We start from the raw sequence: 15,017 nt of genomic DNA, 5'->3' as shown, positions 1-15,017 counted from the left end.
ATTGGGCGCCCGGGGTCAGGCCGGTGCGCAGTGGAAGCTTTTCCCGCACATGTGAGGAAAGGGTTCCACTCGCGCTCGCCTGGCAGCCACAGCCACGCGCCTGGCGCCTGTTGCGCTCGCAGAAGCACCGGAAATCGCCAAACGCGATAGAAGCCGACCTGGGATCTCCGCGATTTCTATCGCGTTTGCGCCGCGAGCAGCAGCCCCCGCGCCCCCGGGCCACAGCGAGCAGCAGCCTGGGCGCCGCCGCCGCGAGTCGCCAGCTAGAGCCATCCGTTGTGCTGCGCGATGCGGGCCGCCTCGGCACGCGTGGCCGCCCCGGTCTTCCCGATGGCCGCGGAGAGATGGTTGCGTACCGTCCCCTCGGTGAGATGAATTCGGCGAGCGATCACCGACACCACGGCACCATCGAGGGCGTGGCGCAGCACTTCCTGCTCGCGCGCGGAGAGCGGATTGTTGCCCGTGATGAGTGATTCCGCCGCGAGGGCGGGATCGACGACGCGGACACCAGCATGGATGCGCCGCACTGCCTCGGCTAGCTCGCGCGCGGGAGTGCCCGGACCACGAAGCCATGCGCCCCGGCCTCGAGGGCGCGCCGGACGTAGCCACCACGGCCGAAGGTCGTAACGATCAGCACGCGGGAGCGAGGGCACTCGGCGCGGAGCCGCTGGGTGGTGACGATCCCGTCGAGGCCTGGCATCTCGATGTCGAGCAGGCACACGTCGGGCTGGTGGTCCCGCGCGGCCGCGAGGGCATCCTCGCCGTTGGCTGCCTCGGCGATGACGGTGATGTCGGGCTCGAGGTCGAGCAGCGCGGCGAGAGCGCCGCGGACGAGCGCCTGGTCGTCGGCGAGCAGGACTCGGATCATGGGATCTGCACCTCCAGGGTGAACTCTCCACTGCCGGTCGTGCCCGCCGAGACGGTGCCTCCTGCTGCCGCTGCCCGCTCGGCGAGGCCACGCAGTCCGTTGCCGCGCCGGGCGGCGCTTGGTGGTCCGGCAGGTGCGCCGTCGTTGGTGATGCGCACGCGGCCCCGGTCGATGTGGATGCGGCACGCGCGGGCCGTGCTGTGCCGGATGATGTTGGTGGTTCCTTCTCGCACGGCGCTAGCGAATGCTGCTGCGGTGGCGGCGTTGTCGGGGCTGGCGCTGATCTCGGTGCGCAGCGCGATCCCGGCCGTGCCGAGCGCTTGCTTGGCGGCGTCGAGCGCCTCGGGCAGGTTGCGGGTGCGCAGCCCGCTCACCGCTGCGCGGACCTCGGCGAGGGCGGTGCGGGAGAGATCGTGCACGGCTTCGATCTCGACCTGGGCGCGACAGGGGTCCGCGTCGATGAGGCGCGAGGCGAGCTCGGCCTTGACGGCGATGACGGTGAGCCCGTGGCCGAGGATGTCGTGGACCTCGCGGGCGATGCGGTCGCGCTCGCCGAGGCGGGCCACTTCCTGCTCGAGGTGCCGGCGATCGTCCTCGGTGAGCAGCAGGGTGCGCCACATCAGGGAGATCACGACGGCTGGGGCAGTGAACAAGAGGATCTGCCAGTAGGCGCCGAGGGAGGTTCCGTCGATGAGGGTCGGCGCCCCGATGATCGCTGCGGAGGCGACCGCGACGAGGGCGAGGGAGCGGCCCAGGGGCCAGGCGAAGATCACGTAGCAGGTGACGAACGGCAGCATCGCGAGCGCCGCCCCGATCCCGGCGGTGGCCGCCACGGCCACGATGAGCGCGATCAAGGTGGTGACGAGGATGTTGATCCTGGCGCTGTCCTCGGCGATATCACGAAGCAGGAACAGCCCCGCGGTGTAGACGGCGGCGTAGGCAGCGAGCAGCACCAGTGCCGCCGCACGGGTGGCCACCGAGGTCGCGTCCTCGACAATGACCATGACGGGGAACACGAGGAACACCAGCCAGGCCGCGCCGAAGATCCAGCCGTGGTCGCTGGGCTCGTCGCGGCCTGCTTCGATGGTGCTCGTCACTGGCGTTGCCGCCCGCGCCGGGAGAGCAGTGCCGCGGCGGCGCCGAGAATGATCGTCCAGGCGATGATGTTGGCGATGGGGATCCACAGGGGTTCTCCTGCTGAGGTCGCGTAGATGCCCTCCGTCTGCGGGTAGCGGGCTAGCGCCACCATGCCATACATGGGCGTGAGCTTGCCGATGGCAAGCATCGTTCCGCTGAGCGGGATGAACACGTTGCCGAGGAACGCGAGGATGACCAGCGCGCCACCGGCGGCGGAGAGCGCGGCCTCGGTGCGGAACGCGAACCCGACGGCAAGGCCGAAGAGCGCGAAGACGACCGATCCGGCCCAGATGGCGGCGGCTGATAGTAGCCAGGTCCGGGGCGTGGCCTCGGCTCCGGTGAGGGCGCCGGTCGCGTAGACGATTCCGATGGGCAGCAGCGCGATGGCCACGGCGACGACGGCCTTGGTGGCGATGAACCCCTGGGTGCTCATGGGGGTCAGCGCGAGCTGCCTGCCCCAGCCCTGGAACTGCTCGACGGCGACGGACCCGCCGATCGTCATGGTGGCGACCGCGGCGCCGTAGGCGGCCATGGAGGTCATGATGACGGCTGCGACATTGCCATTGCCGGCGGTCTCGGAGCCGTAGTCCTGCATGGCTCCGAAGACGAGGTAGAAGATGCCGGGCAGCAGGGCGATGAAGAAGACGTTGGGAATGTTGCGGACGGTGCGCAGCAGCTCGATGCGGGCATAGGTGGTGCTCATGCGGGTGCCTCCTCGCGGGTCGTGGTGAGCGCGACGAATGCCGCCTCGAGGCTGGCGCTGGTGATCTCGAGGTCGGTGGCTCTGGTGTGGTTGAGCAGCAGCCGGGCGATGTGGTCGGCCTGGGTGGTGGTGATGGTGATCGCGTTGCCCCGGCTGTCGATGCCGCGCACACCGGGCTGGCCAGCCAGCATCTCGACGATGTCGTGCTCGTCCCGGGGATCGATGCGGGCGGTGACGGTGCGTCCCATGGTGGTGGCGCGGATCTGCTCGGTGGGGCCGTCCGCGATGACGCGGCCCTCCGCGATCAGGACGACACGATCGGCGAAGTCGTCGGCCTCCTCGAGGTAGTGGGTGGCGAAGACGATGGTGCGCCCCTGCTCGGCCTCCGCGCGCATCGCGTCCCAGAAGGCGCGGCGCGCGGTGACATCCATGCCGGTGGTGGGCTCATCGAGGACGAGGATGTCGGGATCCGGCAGCAGGGCGAGCGCGAACTTGAGGCGTTGCTGCTGCCCGCCCGAGCATGATCCGACCCGGCGGCGGGCGAGGTCGGCGATGCCTGCCCGCTCGAGCGCCTCGGCCACCGGGAGCGCGCCAGGAGTGACGGAGTGGATGATCGCGGCCGTCTCGGCGACCGTGAGGTCCGCGAGGAGGCCACCGGTCTGGAGCAGCGCGGAAAGCCTTCCCCCTCGTACGGCGTCGCGCGGCGCTGCCCCGAGGATCTCGATGCGGCCGCTGCTCGGCGCCGCGAGCCCGAGGATCATATCGAGGGTGGTGGTCTTGCCGGCCCCGTTGGACCCGAGCAGAGCCACGATCTCGCCGCCGGAGATGCTCAGGTCGATGCCACGGACGGCGTGCACGGCGGGTCCGCCGCGTTGCTGGAACGTCTTGGTCACGCCGGTGAGCTGTATTGCTGCGTTCTGGTCCATGCATCGAGCGTCGCAGTCCGCCCGCGCGCACGCCTCGTCGAGTTGTCAGGGATCGGCGATGACACATGTCATGGCGGGACCTGCTGAGGTGACGTGCACCACTGCGCCAGCGGGTAGCATCACGCGCAAGTTATCCATGCGGGGAGAAGGCTGAGGTCGTGTAGTGGGATCTACCGCTTCGAGGTGGTCATCGCGGAGGGTGGCGCCTGTGCTGCTAGCTTCCGTTGTCGTGCTCGCGGGGTGCGGCGGGGGCGAGGATCCTGGCGATTCCGCTGCGTCTCCAGGTGCTGCGACGAGCACCTCGGCGAGCCCTGGAGCGGCGACGAGCACACCGCCGGCCGATGGTTCTGGACCGCCCCCGATCACGGTGTCCGCGAACGGATCGGAGCAAGTTCTCGAGCCCTGGTCGTATTGCTGGGATGGCACCTGCGTGGATGGAGCGCCGCCGGTGGAGCCGGTCGCGCTGGGCACGACCGAGGATGTCCGGGTCTCCTTCCCGCAAGAGGATGCGACGTTCATCGCGCGGATGCGCGCGGCTGGTGGCGGGGAGTGCGCGCGCACGTTCGAGTCGACCCTGTCGCGCGGTGCTGATGATGCGTTCGTGCTGGAGCCGATGGGCAAGGCTGGCGAGTACGAGGTACTGCTGGCGGTTCGCGGTCGAAGCGGCGATGCCGCAGTGTCGTTCACCTGGACCACGCCGCGCGATGGGGTGATCGCCGTCCCGGAGGCGACGCTCGCGATCGCCTCGCCGTTCATCCCGCTCAGCGAGGCGCGCCCGGACATGTCGGTGTCGGGGCTCGGCGCGGATCCGGGCAATGCGGCGGTGACCATCGAGATCGTCGCTGCCGATGGCTCGTCGCAGTCGATCAGCAGCGATGCCGCCACGATCGGTTGCCCGGAGGGCAGCGTGCGCTTCTTCGGCACGGGCGACGAGGTGTCGTTGACTGAGGCTCCAGGCCCCTATGAGTATCGGGTGACGCTGCAGCTCGATGATGCCGTGCACGAGGCTGTCGCGGAGTGGCCGCAGGCTGAGGGGGATGGCTCGCAGCCGTATGTGCCCCTGGTCTTCGAGCCGCCGCTGCCCGGGCTCGGATAGCGCGTTACCGGGCGCTCGCCGCCTGGTCCGCGGCCGGGAGCACGGGCATGCCTATTCCGAGGAGCGCCATCATGCCCCAGCCGAACGCGCCGCTGCCGAGCGATCCGAGGACGGCCTCATCGGGTGCGTGCCCGGTGACGAGGCGGACGCCGACGATGGCGACGAAGGAGCCCAGCGCATAGGGCGCCGAGCCGATTACTCGGTCGAGGACGGGTTTCACGCCTTCTATGGTGCTGGCCGGGCGAGGATCGCACAATTCGGATGTGGTGATTGTGGCGTGTTCCACCCATCCGCGCAGCGGCCGACCGCGTATTAGTAACGTAGTGTCACGCCGGGTGAAGCACGTCGTGCCGCGATGCTGCCCCCGCTACCCACCGAGCAACAAGGAGCCATCATGAGCCGCTCACCGTCCCGCCCGCTCATCCCCGCTCTCGCCGCCGCTGGCGTCCTCGCGGCCGGCATCCTCACCACGGGCGCGGCCACTGCCGCGGCCTCCCCGGGCTCGATCATGCCCGCTCCCCTGCCGTCCATCGCCTCGCTCGATGTGGAGCGATATGCCGGCACCTGGCAGCAGGTCGCTGCCGTGCCCCAGCCGTTCAACCTCGAGTGCGCCCGCGATACCAGTGCCACTTATGCCGTGGTGGCCCCCGGCACCATCTCGGTCCGCAATGAATGCACCACCTGGTCGGGCGAGCGCTCGGGCATCAATGGGCAAGCGACCGTGACTGATCCCTCTACCAACGCATCCTTGCAGGTCACGTTCTCATCGGTGCCGTTCTCCCCGCCGGAGGGCGTGCCGAACTACGTCGTCACCTATATCGATGAGGACTACGAGACGGCCATCGTCGGCGACCCGGCCCGCACGTCAGGCTTCGTGCTGTCGCGATCGGGCGCGCTGACCGGTGAGCAGTGGCAGAAGGTCCAGGATGTCATCGTTGATCGCGGCTGGAACCCGTGCTTCTTCCTGACCTCCCCCGTCGCCGGTGGGCTGGAGACGATCCAGCCACTGTGCACGTTGTAGAGGGCACCTTGTGAGCTGCTACCCGGGGTAGCCGATGGCGGTCACGGCGAGCACGGGCTCGCGCATCGGGTCGACACCGATGATCTGCTCGACGAGCACGTCGCTGATCGCGGTCGCGGTGACCGATCCGAGCCCCATGGCCGTCGCTGTGAGCAGGACCGTCTGGCTGATGTGCCCGGCCTCGATCAGGATGTCGCGGTAGGCGCGCGTGGTGCTGAATCGCCATCGGCTGCGGCGTAGCACCGAGGTATAGATCAGCAGTGCCGGGGCCTCGGCGAGCCAGGGCTGGTTGCCGAGCGCCCGGGCGAGGAGCTTCGCGCGGGCGGGACGACGGATCCGCTCGAGGCCGCCTCTCGACGCTGAATAGTGGTACACGCCTGGTTGCAGGCCGTGGACCTTGTTGGCGTGCAGGTAGACCTCGATGGAGCTGCGCGCGCCGGCCGAGGGGCTGGTCTTGCGGATGATGGGGCCGGTCTCGGCGTTCTCGATCACGTCGATGGGCCCCGCGGCAATGTCGATGATCGTGCCCAGCGCGTCGAGGGACAGGGCGCGGGTGGTGAATGATCTCGCGGACCGCCGGGCGAAGAGCGCATCAACGAGGCCCGGGCGCGGCCAGTTCGCGGAATCGTCGATGGCCGGCGTGGTCACCGTGATCGGTTGCTGGGGAAAGGTCTTGACCACTTCGGGGGGTGGCTCGGCGCGCGCCTTCGTCGAGAAGGCTTCCATATCGGCGACCGGGTCAAGGTAGTCAACGGTCTCGTCGGTTCGCGAGGCGAAGTGGTGGTACCGCGTCGAGGGTCCCCAGTCGCCCCATTCAGCGAGCAGCTGCTGCTCCTCCTGGTGCTCCTCGGAATCCTCGGCGAGCAGGATCTTCTCCTCGAGGAGCCGCTCGGCGATCGCGCGATGCAGGTCAGTGACGGGCCCGATGGTGGCGATGTCCCGCCAAGAAGAAAACCACCGCAGTATCCCCACGCTCTCGGGCGTGAGGGCGAACTGTCGGTGGTGGAGGTAGTCGTCCCAGATGAGGTTCCCGTTGCGCCAGAACAGCACTGCGTATTCGGCGACCTTCACGCGAGTCAATCTTTGCTCACCCACCCCTTGAGTGTTTCATGCATCGGGCGAGGGCCGCGCTACGGGCTGCCTGGCTGCGGGGGCTCAGCTCAGGGGGCGTGGCTGGTGATCGATGTAGTCGCTCTTGTGGGCGCGGAACGCCGCTGCTTCTACGGAGAAGGCGGAGCTGATCGTGGTGTCGTCGCCAACGACCTCGATGAGGACCTGCGCCGTGGTGTCGGTGTGCATCAATGGACCTTTCTCCCCGTGGTGCCGGGTCGCGCACCGATCGGGTGGCGCGCCGGACGTTCTGCCAGATACATCGCACGGAGAGCCAGGGATTGTTACATGAGCAATCACATTTGTTTCATCGACCCGGTGATTTAGCAGCGCGAAGGGATCCTCGTGTGGCGCAGGTCATGCGGAATGTGCCATGACGACGCTGCGGAACGAGGCGCCCACCATCCGCGCGGTCGCCTCGATCTGGGGCTCGCGCTCCTTGTATTCCTCGAGGAAGCGGTTGGGGCTGATCGATTCCTGCACCGCGGCATCGGTGGCCCAGGCCCGGAACGTACCGAACGATGCCTCGGGGTGGAACTGCACCCCCCAGGCTCGGTCGCCGACGCGGAACGCCTGGTTGCGGTAGAGCTCGGTCGAGCCGAGCAGCGTCGCTCCGGGCGGCAGCGCGCTGACGGCATCGAAGTGCATGGTCGGCACCGGGAGCGGATCGCAGGCAGTGGCGATGCGGCGGAACAACTCATCGCCCGCGGCATCGGCGGACCACTGCACCGCCGCCACGCCGGCCTCGAGCCCCGCCTCCGCGTCCCGGTCGAGGCGTCCGCCACAGGCCAGCGCCAGCAACTGTGCCCCCAGGCAGATGCCGAGGAGGGGAATTGATTCCTCGACGCAGGCGGCCATCAGCGCGCGGACGCGCGGCAGCCAGGGGCAATCGTCGTCGGCCTGCGCGTTCTGGTAGCCGCCGAGCACGATCATCCCGTCGCCGATGTCACTGAGCCCGGGGATCGCATCGCCGTAGTACGGGCGGACGACCTCGAGGTGGCATTGCCGCAATGGCTCCTCGAGCAGGTCCAGCGGACAGTTCGGGTGATTCTCGATGACGGTGATGACGGCTTGTGCCATGGGGCCCCTCGAAGCTCGTCGGGCGGCGGGTGCGGGCGCCCGGGATCGGTGCGGCGTGCTCGTGGCTACCGCGATGGGAGAACTCTAGCCAGCATGCCCCCCGTTTGCACGGCACGGAGCGTTCGTCCTGGTGCTGCGTGCTCGTGCGACGATGGAACCGTGACCTCTCCGCATCACCGCGAACATGCTGGCCGTGACCGTGATATCGATGGCCGCGCGCGCAACCAGCGGCCGCGGGACTGCCTGGGCCGCCCTCTGCCGCACGGTGATGAGCGGGAGTGCGGTCATTCCATTCCTGGTTTCGTCTCGGCAGCCCAGGCGCTGCGCGACGCGGACGCGCTCCTCGCGACGGGTCACCCCTTCCATGCGCACGAGTTGCTCGAGGATGCGTGGAAAGCAGCGCCCGCCAATGAGGCCCAGGCGTGGAGGGCCCTCGCCCAGCTCGCCGTGGGCGTCACCCATGCCGCGCGCGGCAATCCCACCGGCGCCGGGCGGCTGCTGGGGCGGGCCGCTGCCAATCTCGCGGGCAGCCTCGATGCGGCCGGTGGCGTGCCACCGGAGCTCGACCGGGAACGGCTCGCCGCGCTGCGCCGGTGGTGCGGGGAGCGCGCGGTGGAGCTCTCGGCGCGCGAGGCCCTGGAAACGCGGAAAGGCGCGGCACGATGGTTGGTCGTGCCGCGCCTCGCGGGGCCGGGAGCCGAGCTGTAGCGAGCTACTGGAGCAGCTCGGCGATGCGGTCGGGGATCCGCTCGAGCGCGAACGGCAGGCTCAGCACGGTGCTCCACGACATCGCCTGCGCGGCATCGTCAGCGAGGATGATCGCCCGCCCATCCTTGACGACATCGAGCTGCTGGTAGATCTCGGTCTTGTCGAGCTCGGCGCGCAGCTTCGGCTCGAAGTCGGCGCTGGCGTACCAGATGAGGACATCGACATCGAGCAGGGAGAGCTGCTCGGTGGAGATGGGCGAGAAATTGCCGGCGATCTCCTCGGTGGCGGGCGGGTTGACGAAGCCGAGCTCGTTGAAGAATCGCACCTTCGGGTCGGCGGGGCCGTAGATGCCGAACTCGCCCGGCTGGTTGAGCGCGCCCACCGCGATGGTCTTGCCCTCGAACTCCGGATGCGTGGCCTTGACCTCGGCGATCGTGTCGGCGATGCCGTCGATCAGCTCCTCGGCCTTGTCAGGCTCGCCCACGGCTTGCCCGATCATGCGGGTCTGCGCGTCCCACGGGATGCCCCACTCGGGGTGGTCATCAGGCTGCGCGACCGTGGGAGCGATGGAGCTGAGCTGCTCGTACTGTGCTTGCTTGAGCCCGGTGTAGGTGCCGACGATCAGGTCGGGGCCGAGGGCAGCGACGGTCTCGATGTCGATGTCCCCGGCCGGTGAGCCCACGACGGTGGGAACCTGCCCGTCGAGCAACTCCTGGCCCCATGGCCACACGCCGCCCGGATAGTCGCCGTACCAGTCGAAAGCGCCCACCGGGACGACGCCGAGCGCGAGGAGGGTGTCCTGATCGTTGTAGCCGACGCTGACGACGCGCTGCGGGTCCTCGGGCACCTCGGTGCTCCCGAAGGCATGCTCGACGTTGATGCCCGAGCCAGTAGCGGTGGCATTGCTCGCCGCGTCGTCGCTGGCGGAGCAGCCCGCGAGGGAGAGGGCCGCAACGATGCCCGTGGCGATCAATGCGCGATGACGGGGTCGTGGGTGGCGGGGTCCTAGGTGGCGCAGTGCCATGTGTTCGTGCCTTCCCGGATGAGCGTGAGCAAAGTGGTGGCCGCTGCCTGCGCGCAATGACAGCCAGCTAGCAAGGTGAGCCTAACCGATGCTACTCATGAGTGCGTAACCATACCTGCGTGGCCCGCTCCGCCCCGGCTAGCGACAGAGCGCGAGCACCTGCCGCGCGGCGCGCTCGAGCGCGTCCCCGTAGTGCGACCCCTGCCCCGCCGCGTGAACGGCGAGCGGATGGAGCTGGTGCAGCGGTATCCGGTCGCGCCAGCCTTCCCGCAGCGGAGCGATCGTCTCGTAGCCCCGCAGGATCTCGCTGAGCATCGGGCAGCCGAACAGCGCGAGCATCGCGAGATCGGTCTCCGCGTGGCCGCCATGCGCCGCTGGATCGATCGCGACCGCGCCGCATGGAGTCCACATGACATTCCCCGCCCACAGGTCGCCATGGATGCGAGCGGGCGGCGCGCCATCGTCGAAAGTGCCGGCGGCGATCTCCGCGCAGGCCGCTTCCACCGTTCGCGCGGCTGCCGGGGCGAGCATGCCGAGCCCGCGGGCGCGAGGAAGGAACGGCAATACGCGCTGGGCGGCGTAGAACGATCCCCACGAGCCGGGCTCGCTGCCCGGGCCAGCAGGCATCGGCTGGGTGCCGATGTAGAGGCCACCGTCGTGACCGGCGGGCGGCGCGCCGAACGCCGGGGCTCCCGCTGCGTGGCAGCGGGCGAGCGCGGCACCGAACCGCCGGGCCGCCGGAGCGCTCGGGGCCGCGGGCGCGAGCCGCTCGAGAGAGATGTGCCCGCTGCCCACCTCATGCACAGCGACGACCGGCAGGCCAGCCTCGCCCAGCCAGCGCAGCCCGGCGGCCTCCGCGGCGAAGAAGCCGGGACCGTTGCCCGCGTCGTCGGTCTTGGTGAAGCTCATGCCAGCCGGGTGATGAGCCGATCGGCGTCGATCTTGCGGTTGCGCGGCTTGTCATCCCCTGGCTCGATGCCGCCGACGTACAACCATCCGAGCAGGCGCTCGTTGTCCTCCAGGCCATGCATCGCTGCGACCTCGGCCATGTCCACGAAGGGGCCGGTGCGCCACACCACGCCCCATCCCTCGTCGTGCAGCAGCAGCGACAGGTAGTGGCCGACTCCCGCAGCTGTGGCGATCTGCTCCCATTCCGGGACGCTAGGGTGGCGCACGGCGCGGTGCACGAGAGCGATCAGCAGCGGGGCGCGCAAGGACTTGGCGGCGAGCTTGCGCGCGTCCTCGATCTGCTCGGGGTCGGTGAGCGCCGAGGCATCGCCGTGCACGTGCCGGACGATCGCGGCGCCCATGCGCTCGCGGGCAGCGCCGCGCAGGGTGATGACCCGCCAGGGGCGCAGGGCCTTGTGGTCGGCCACGGATGTGCAGGCCTGGACGAGCCTGGTGATGCCGGCATCGCTGGGCGCCTCGTCGGTGAGTGTGAGGAACGAGCGGCGCGCCGAGAGCAGGTCGGCGATCGGCGAGGGTCGGTGTTCGTTGGTGGCCACGGGGTCCACGGTAGCGCGCGTGCCCGGGCCGGCGGGCGGCCCGGGCACGCGGTCCGATCATCCAGTGATCTCGATCTTGCGCGCGTTGTCGCGCTTCTCGGACTTGGGCAGGGTAACAGCAAGGACGCCGTCGTTGAGCTGCGCGCCGATGTTGTCGTGGTCGATCTCGGTGGGCAGGCTCACCTGGTAGCTGAATCGTCCGGTGCGCCGGGTGCGGCGGTGGACGATGCCGTCGCGCTCCTTCTCCTCCACCTCGCCGGAGATGTGCAGGACGCCGTCGCGGTACTCGATCGCGATGTTGTCCTTGCTCACGCCGGGCAGTTCTGCCTCGACCTGGTACGCGGTGCCGGTCTCCTCGATGTCGACGTTGGGCACCCACGCCGAGGGGGCGTCACCGGGCGTGGTGTCGAGCCAGCGGCCGAGGCGATCGTAGATCTCCTCGAAGTCACGGAACGGATCCCAGCGGCCCAGGGCCGGGGTGGCAGCGGCGCGTCGAGCAGGAAGTGCCATCGTTGATCCTCCTTGCATCCAATTGCTTGTTCTGGTGGCCGGGGAGCTTCGCTAGCCCCCGCACCTGACATAACATGGACATAGTTGAGTGTATTCCGCTCAAGGCTGGCATGCCAAGGGGCGCGTCAGGCACAGTTGTCGCATGGACGCGCGCACCCAGAGAACCCTCTTCGCCGATGCCGATCACGCCTGGCTCAGCGCCGACGAGGCCCGCGATCTCGGGCACGCCCTCCGCGAGAAGGTGCCCTTCGAGGCCCACGCCGAACTCACCCTCTCCCCCGCGCGGCCCACCATCGCCGAGCACATCCATCGCACCAACGAGGGACGCGTCGAGGACCTCATCCCCATCCGCATCGGCCGCATGAGCGAGACCCCCTTCACCTTCTATCGCGGCATCGCCGGGCTGATGGCCCACGACCTCCACGACGATCCCGTCACCGGGCTGCACGCCCAGCTGTGCGGAGACGCCCACGCCGCCAACTTCGGATTGTTCGCCGGACGCCTCGGCGGCATCATCATGGACGTCAACGACTTCGATGAGACCGTCCCCGGCCCCTGGGAATGGGACCTCAAGCGCCTCGCCGCCAGCCTCGTCCTCGCCGGGCGCGACAACGGCATCGACCGCGACTCGTACAGCAAGGCCGCCCGCCACGCCTCGCGCGCCTACCGCCGCACCATGCACCGCCTCGCCGACCTGACCTTCCTTGATTCCTGGCGGACCCTCCCCGACGACACAGCCATCAGCGAGATCAAGGCCAAGCACCTCGAGGACGACCTCGAGGACGCACGCGAGAAGGCCCAGCGCAACGCGAGCCGGCGCGTCGCCGACAAATGGACGGTCCAGGACGGCGACCGCTGGCGCTTCACCGACGATCCGCCGATCCGCACCCACGTCACCGACGATGTCGAGGAGCAGGTGATCGAGGCGCTGCGCCACTACATCGAGACCGTGCCCGCCGCCCAGCGCACCCTGCTGCGCCGCTACCGCCCCCATGACGTCGTCCACCGCATCGTCGGCACCGGCAGTGTCGGCCTGCGCAGCTATCTCGTGCTGCTCGAAGGCAACGCCGGGGAAGCACTGATCCTGCAGGTCAAGCAGGCCACGGCCTCCCAGCTCGACCCCTACGTGCACTACACCGCGCCCGAGCACCACGGCCAGCGCGTCATCGAGGGCACCAAGCTCGTCCAGGCCGACCACGACGTCACCCTCGGCTGGACAAGCATCGACGACCAGCACTACTACGTGCGCCAGTTCCGCAACCACAAGGCCGACATCGATCCCGAGACCCTCACCAGCAAGAACCTCGATGACTACGGCCGGCTCACCGGCGCCCTGCTCGCCCGTGCCCATGCCCGGACAGGCGACCCCCGCGCGCTCAGCGCCTACTTGCGCAAGGGCAAGCACTTCGACCGTGCGATCGCCGCCTATGCCAACGCCTACGCCGACCAGGCCGAGCAGGACTACCGCAAGTTCACCAGCCTCATCGACGCGGGCGAGCTGCCGATCCAGCGCGACGTGTGAGCAGCACCAGCGCCGCGGTGAACTCCACGTAACAACGTCGATCAGGAGGAACCGGGCATCGCGGGCGCAACCGCAGATCAGCGCCGGTCCAGCCGTCCCGCGAACCCGGAAAAACGCCTGTAACAGGACGGTGCGGGGATACGCTCAGCGGAGCCAACCGACCATGCCGGGCCGCGTGCTGGGCCACATCCCCTGGGGGTCACCGCCTTGGAAGCCGTCATCGACACGATCACCAGCATCAACGACGTCTACTGGTACTTCGTCGTGGCCGTGCTCGTCCTATCGGGCCTCTACTACACCGTCCGGTCGGGGGTCCTGCAGATCACGATGATCGGCGACATGTTCCGCGCCGTCGCCGAGCCCGCCCTCGTCATGGAGAACGGCAAGAAGGGCCTCTCCGCCTTCCAGTCCTTCACCATCGCCGCGGCAGCCCGCGTCGGCACTGGCAACATCGCCGGCGTGGCCATCGCGATCACCATCGGCGGGCCCGGCGCGATCTTCTGGATGTGGCTCACCGCCATCGTCGGCGCCGCCACCGCCTTCATCGAGTCCACGCTCGCGCAGCTCTACAAGATCAAGGACGTCGACTCCTACCGCGGCGGACCCGCCTACTACATCACCTACGGGCTCCGTAATCGCCACATCGCCATCGCGTTCTCCCTCATCGCGCTGATCACCTATTCGCTGGTGTTCAACACGGTGCAGGCCAACACGATCTCCGACGTCGTGCAGACCTCCACCGGCAACACCTCCGGCATGTTCACCGTCGGCATCGGGGTCATCCTCGCAGCACTCACCGCCATGGTGGTGTTCGGCGGGGTGCGGCGCATCGCCCGGGTCACCGAGGTGCTCGTGCCCGTGATGGCACTGTCCTACGTTGGCCTCGGGCTCGTCGTCGTCGCGCTGAACATCAGCGAGGTACCGGGCATGTTCATGCTCATCCTCGAGAACGCCTTCGGCATCCAGGAGATCGTCGGTGGCGGCATCGCCGCGGTCATCATGAACGGCATCCGCCGTGGCCTCTACTCCAACGAGGCGGGCATGGGCTCCATCCCCAACGTCAGCGCCACCGCAGCCGTCTCGCACCCGGTCAAGCAGGGGCTCGTCCAGTCCCTCGGCGTGTACTTCGACACCCTGCTGATCTGCTCGATGACCGCGTTCATCATCCTGCTCGCCGACCCTTCCTACGGGGTGGGCCGCGAGGGCGCCTCCCTCACCCAGGAGGCTCTCGCCATGCAGTTCGGGGACTGGGCGATCCACTACCTCGCCGTGGTGATCTTCTTCCTCGCGTTCAGCTCCGTGCTCGGCAACTACTACGTCGGCGAGGCCAACATGGCCTTCCTCAACAGCTCCACCCTCGCCATCCAGCTGTTCCGCATGGCCGTGGTGGCGTGCGTGTTCCTCGGCTCGGTGGCATCGCTGGCCCTGGTGTGGTCGCTCGCCGATCTGAGCATGGGCTTCATGGTCACCATCAACCTGCTGGTCATCGCGCCGCTGTCGGTGGTGGTGTTCCGGCTGCTCAAGCACTACCGGGACCAGCGCAAGCAGGGTCTCGATCCGGTGTTCGTGCGCAGCGACATGCCGGACCTCACCGGCGTGGAGTGCTGGGGGTCGCGCACCGAGGCCGCAGGGCTCGAGACCCGGTAGTCACGGCCCCGCGAGTGGCGGGTTGTCTGGCCGCGAGTCGTGGGGCCATCGGGCCGCGAGTGTGCGAAAAACGTCACGCTTGAGCAAGAAAGCTGTCGTTTCTCGCACACTCGCGGACCGTTACCGGTAGTCGGCCACCGAGCCACACTCGCCGCCCATT

At 68.9% G+C, this 15,017-nt stretch carries 16 protein-coding genes and 1 pseudogene; 5 read left to right on the top strand and 12 right to left on the bottom strand.

Annotated elements, in window-relative coordinates:
* Positions 1–263: 263 nt before the first annotated feature.
* The 4 genes and pseudogenes from FXO18_RS00720 to FXO18_RS00705 form a co-directional block, all read right to left on the bottom strand.
* Positions 264–868: pseudogene (locus FXO18_RS00720) on the bottom strand (response regulator transcription factor).
* Positions 865–1,965, bottom strand: a complete 1,101-nt coding sequence (locus FXO18_RS00715; RefSeq protein ID WP_149359161.1) for a sensor histidine kinase — start codon at positions 1,963–1,965, stop codon at positions 865–867. The pseudogene FXO18_RS00720 and the gene FXO18_RS00715 overlap by 4 nt, the downstream one beginning before the upstream one ends.
* The gene (locus FXO18_RS00710; RefSeq protein ID WP_149359160.1) at positions 1,962–2,708 is read right to left on the bottom strand and encodes an ABC transporter permease; all 747 of its coding nucleotides are present in this window, start codon (positions 2,706–2,708) and stop codon (positions 1,962–1,964) included. Before FXO18_RS00710 ends, FXO18_RS00715 begins: the two co-directional genes overlap by 4 nt.
* Positions 2,705–3,634: an ABC transporter ATP-binding protein gene (locus tag FXO18_RS00705; protein ID WP_149359159.1), complete on the bottom strand. Its 930-nt coding sequence runs from the start codon at positions 3,632–3,634 to the stop codon at positions 2,705–2,707. Before FXO18_RS00705 ends, FXO18_RS00710 begins: the two co-directional genes overlap by 4 nt.
* A gap of 430 nt (positions 3,635–4,064) precedes the next feature.
* On the opposite strand from FXO18_RS00705, the gene FXO18_RS00700 reads away from it, so the two are divergent.
* Positions 4,065–4,730: a hypothetical protein gene (locus FXO18_RS00700; RefSeq protein ID WP_149359158.1), complete on the top strand. Its 666-nt coding sequence runs from the start codon at positions 4,065–4,067 to the stop codon at positions 4,728–4,730.
* A gap of 4 nt (positions 4,731–4,734) precedes the next feature.
* Here the strand turns inward: FXO18_RS00700 and FXO18_RS00695 are convergent, their stop codons facing one another.
* Positions 4,735–4,950: a hypothetical protein gene (locus tag FXO18_RS00695; protein WP_149359157.1), complete on the bottom strand. Its 216-nt coding sequence runs from the start codon at positions 4,948–4,950 to the stop codon at positions 4,735–4,737.
* Between the two features lie 174 nt (positions 4,951–5,124).
* On the opposite strand from FXO18_RS00695, the gene FXO18_RS00690 reads away from it, so the two are divergent.
* Positions 5,125–5,751, top strand: a complete 627-nt coding sequence (locus FXO18_RS00690; RefSeq protein WP_149359156.1) for a lipocalin family protein — start codon at positions 5,125–5,127, stop codon at positions 5,749–5,751.
* A gap of 18 nt (positions 5,752–5,769) precedes the next feature.
* On the opposite strand, the gene FXO18_RS00685 is transcribed toward FXO18_RS00690, so the two are convergent.
* The 3 genes from FXO18_RS00685 to FXO18_RS00680 all read right to left on the bottom strand — a co-directional run bounded on the left by FXO18_RS00685 (position 5,770) and on the right by FXO18_RS00680 (position 7,941).
* Positions 5,770–6,822 carry a SagB family peptide dehydrogenase gene (locus tag FXO18_RS00685; RefSeq protein WP_235900363.1) on the bottom strand — a complete coding sequence of 351 codons (1,053 nt, stop codon included), beginning with the start codon at positions 6,820–6,822 and terminating at the stop codon, positions 5,770–5,772.
* Positions 6,823–6,906: 84 nt separating this feature from the next.
* Positions 6,907–7,050, bottom strand: coding sequence for a hypothetical protein (locus FXO18_RS15805; RefSeq protein WP_187774115.1), 144 nt, complete (start codon positions 7,048–7,050; stop codon positions 6,907–6,909).
* Between the two features lie 168 nt (positions 7,051–7,218).
* Positions 7,219–7,941, bottom strand: coding sequence for a type 1 glutamine amidotransferase (locus tag FXO18_RS00680; protein WP_149359155.1), 723 nt, complete (start codon positions 7,939–7,941; stop codon positions 7,219–7,221).
* 159 nt (positions 7,942–8,100) lie between these two features.
* On the opposite strand from FXO18_RS00680, the gene FXO18_RS00675 reads away from it, so the two are divergent.
* The gene (locus FXO18_RS00675; RefSeq protein WP_235900362.1) at positions 8,101–8,649 is read left to right on the top strand and encodes a DUF309 domain-containing protein; all 549 of its coding nucleotides are present in this window, start codon (positions 8,101–8,103) and stop codon (positions 8,647–8,649) included.
* 4 nt (positions 8,650–8,653) lie between these two features.
* On the opposite strand, the gene FXO18_RS00670 is transcribed toward FXO18_RS00675, so the two are convergent.
* The 4 genes from FXO18_RS00670 to FXO18_RS00655 all read right to left on the bottom strand — a co-directional run bounded on the left by FXO18_RS00670 (position 8,654) and on the right by FXO18_RS00655 (position 11,688).
* On the bottom strand, positions 8,654–9,673 hold the full coding sequence (locus FXO18_RS00670) for an ABC transporter substrate-binding protein (RefSeq protein ID WP_149359153.1): 1,020 nt from the start codon (positions 9,671–9,673) through the stop codon (positions 8,654–8,656).
* A 138-nt stretch (positions 9,674–9,811) separates the two neighbouring features.
* A complete protein-coding gene (locus FXO18_RS00665) occupies positions 9,812–10,582 on the bottom strand; it encodes a fructosamine kinase family protein (protein WP_149359152.1) in 771 nt (256 codons plus the stop codon).
* On the bottom strand, positions 10,579–11,178 hold the full coding sequence (locus tag FXO18_RS00660) for a nitroreductase family protein (RefSeq protein ID WP_149359151.1): 600 nt from the start codon (positions 11,176–11,178) through the stop codon (positions 10,579–10,581). The genes FXO18_RS00665 and FXO18_RS00660 overlap by 4 nt, the downstream gene beginning before the upstream one ends.
* A gap of 57 nt (positions 11,179–11,235) precedes the next feature.
* Positions 11,236–11,688 carry an Hsp20/alpha crystallin family protein gene (locus FXO18_RS00655; protein ID WP_149359150.1) on the bottom strand — a complete coding sequence of 151 codons (453 nt, stop codon included), beginning with the start codon at positions 11,686–11,688 and terminating at the stop codon, positions 11,236–11,238.
* 142 nt (positions 11,689–11,830) lie between these two features.
* Between FXO18_RS00655 and FXO18_RS00650 the strand changes: the two genes are divergently transcribed.
* Positions 11,831–13,210: a DUF2252 domain-containing protein gene (locus FXO18_RS00650; RefSeq protein WP_149359149.1), complete on the top strand. Its 1,380-nt coding sequence runs from the start codon at positions 11,831–11,833 to the stop codon at positions 13,208–13,210.
* A gap of 207 nt (positions 13,211–13,417) precedes the next feature.
* Complete coding sequence (locus tag FXO18_RS00645) at positions 13,418–14,857, top strand: alanine/glycine:cation symporter family protein (RefSeq protein ID WP_149359148.1); 1,440 nt, start codon at positions 13,418–13,420, stop codon at positions 14,855–14,857.
* Positions 14,858–15,017 lie beyond the last annotated feature (160 nt).

It is taken from the genome of Lolliginicoccus suaedae (genome assembly GCF_008312885.1).
Lineage (GTDB): Bacteria > Actinomycetota > Actinomycetes > Mycobacteriales > Mycobacteriaceae > Lolliginicoccus > Lolliginicoccus suaedae.
This window is presented reverse-complemented; position numbering and strand designations above follow the sequence as displayed.

Coding starts and splice junctions, on each gene's coding strand:
- FXO18_RS00665 (WP_149359152.1), bottom strand. CDS start 10,582: ATGAGCTTCACCAAGACCGACGACGCGGGCAACGGTCCCGGCTTCTTC.
- FXO18_RS00655 (WP_149359150.1), bottom strand. CDS start 11,688: ATGGCACTTCCTGCTCGACGCGCCGCTGCCACCCCGGCCCTGGGCCGC.
- FXO18_RS00650 (WP_149359149.1), top strand. CDS start 11,831: ATGGACGCGCGCACCCAGAGAACCCTCTTCGCCGATGCCGATCACGCC.
- FXO18_RS00705 (WP_149359159.1), bottom strand. CDS start 3,634: ATGGACCAGAACGCAGCAATACAGCTCACCGGCGTGACCAAGACGTTC.
- FXO18_RS15805 (WP_187774115.1), bottom strand. CDS start 7,050: ATGCACACCGACACCACGGCGCAGGTCCTCATCGAGGTCGTTGGCGAC.
- FXO18_RS00680 (WP_149359155.1), bottom strand. CDS start 7,941: ATGGCACAAGCCGTCATCACCGTCATCGAGAATCACCCGAACTGTCCG.
- FXO18_RS00690 (WP_149359156.1), top strand. CDS start 5,125: ATGAGCCGCTCACCGTCCCGCCCGCTCATCCCCGCTCTCGCCGCCGCT.
- FXO18_RS00670 (WP_149359153.1), bottom strand. CDS start 9,673: ATGGCACTGCGCCACCTAGGACCCCGCCACCCACGACCCCGTCATCGC.
- FXO18_RS00710 (WP_149359160.1), bottom strand. CDS start 2,708: ATGAGCACCACCTATGCCCGCATCGAGCTGCTGCGCACCGTCCGCAAC.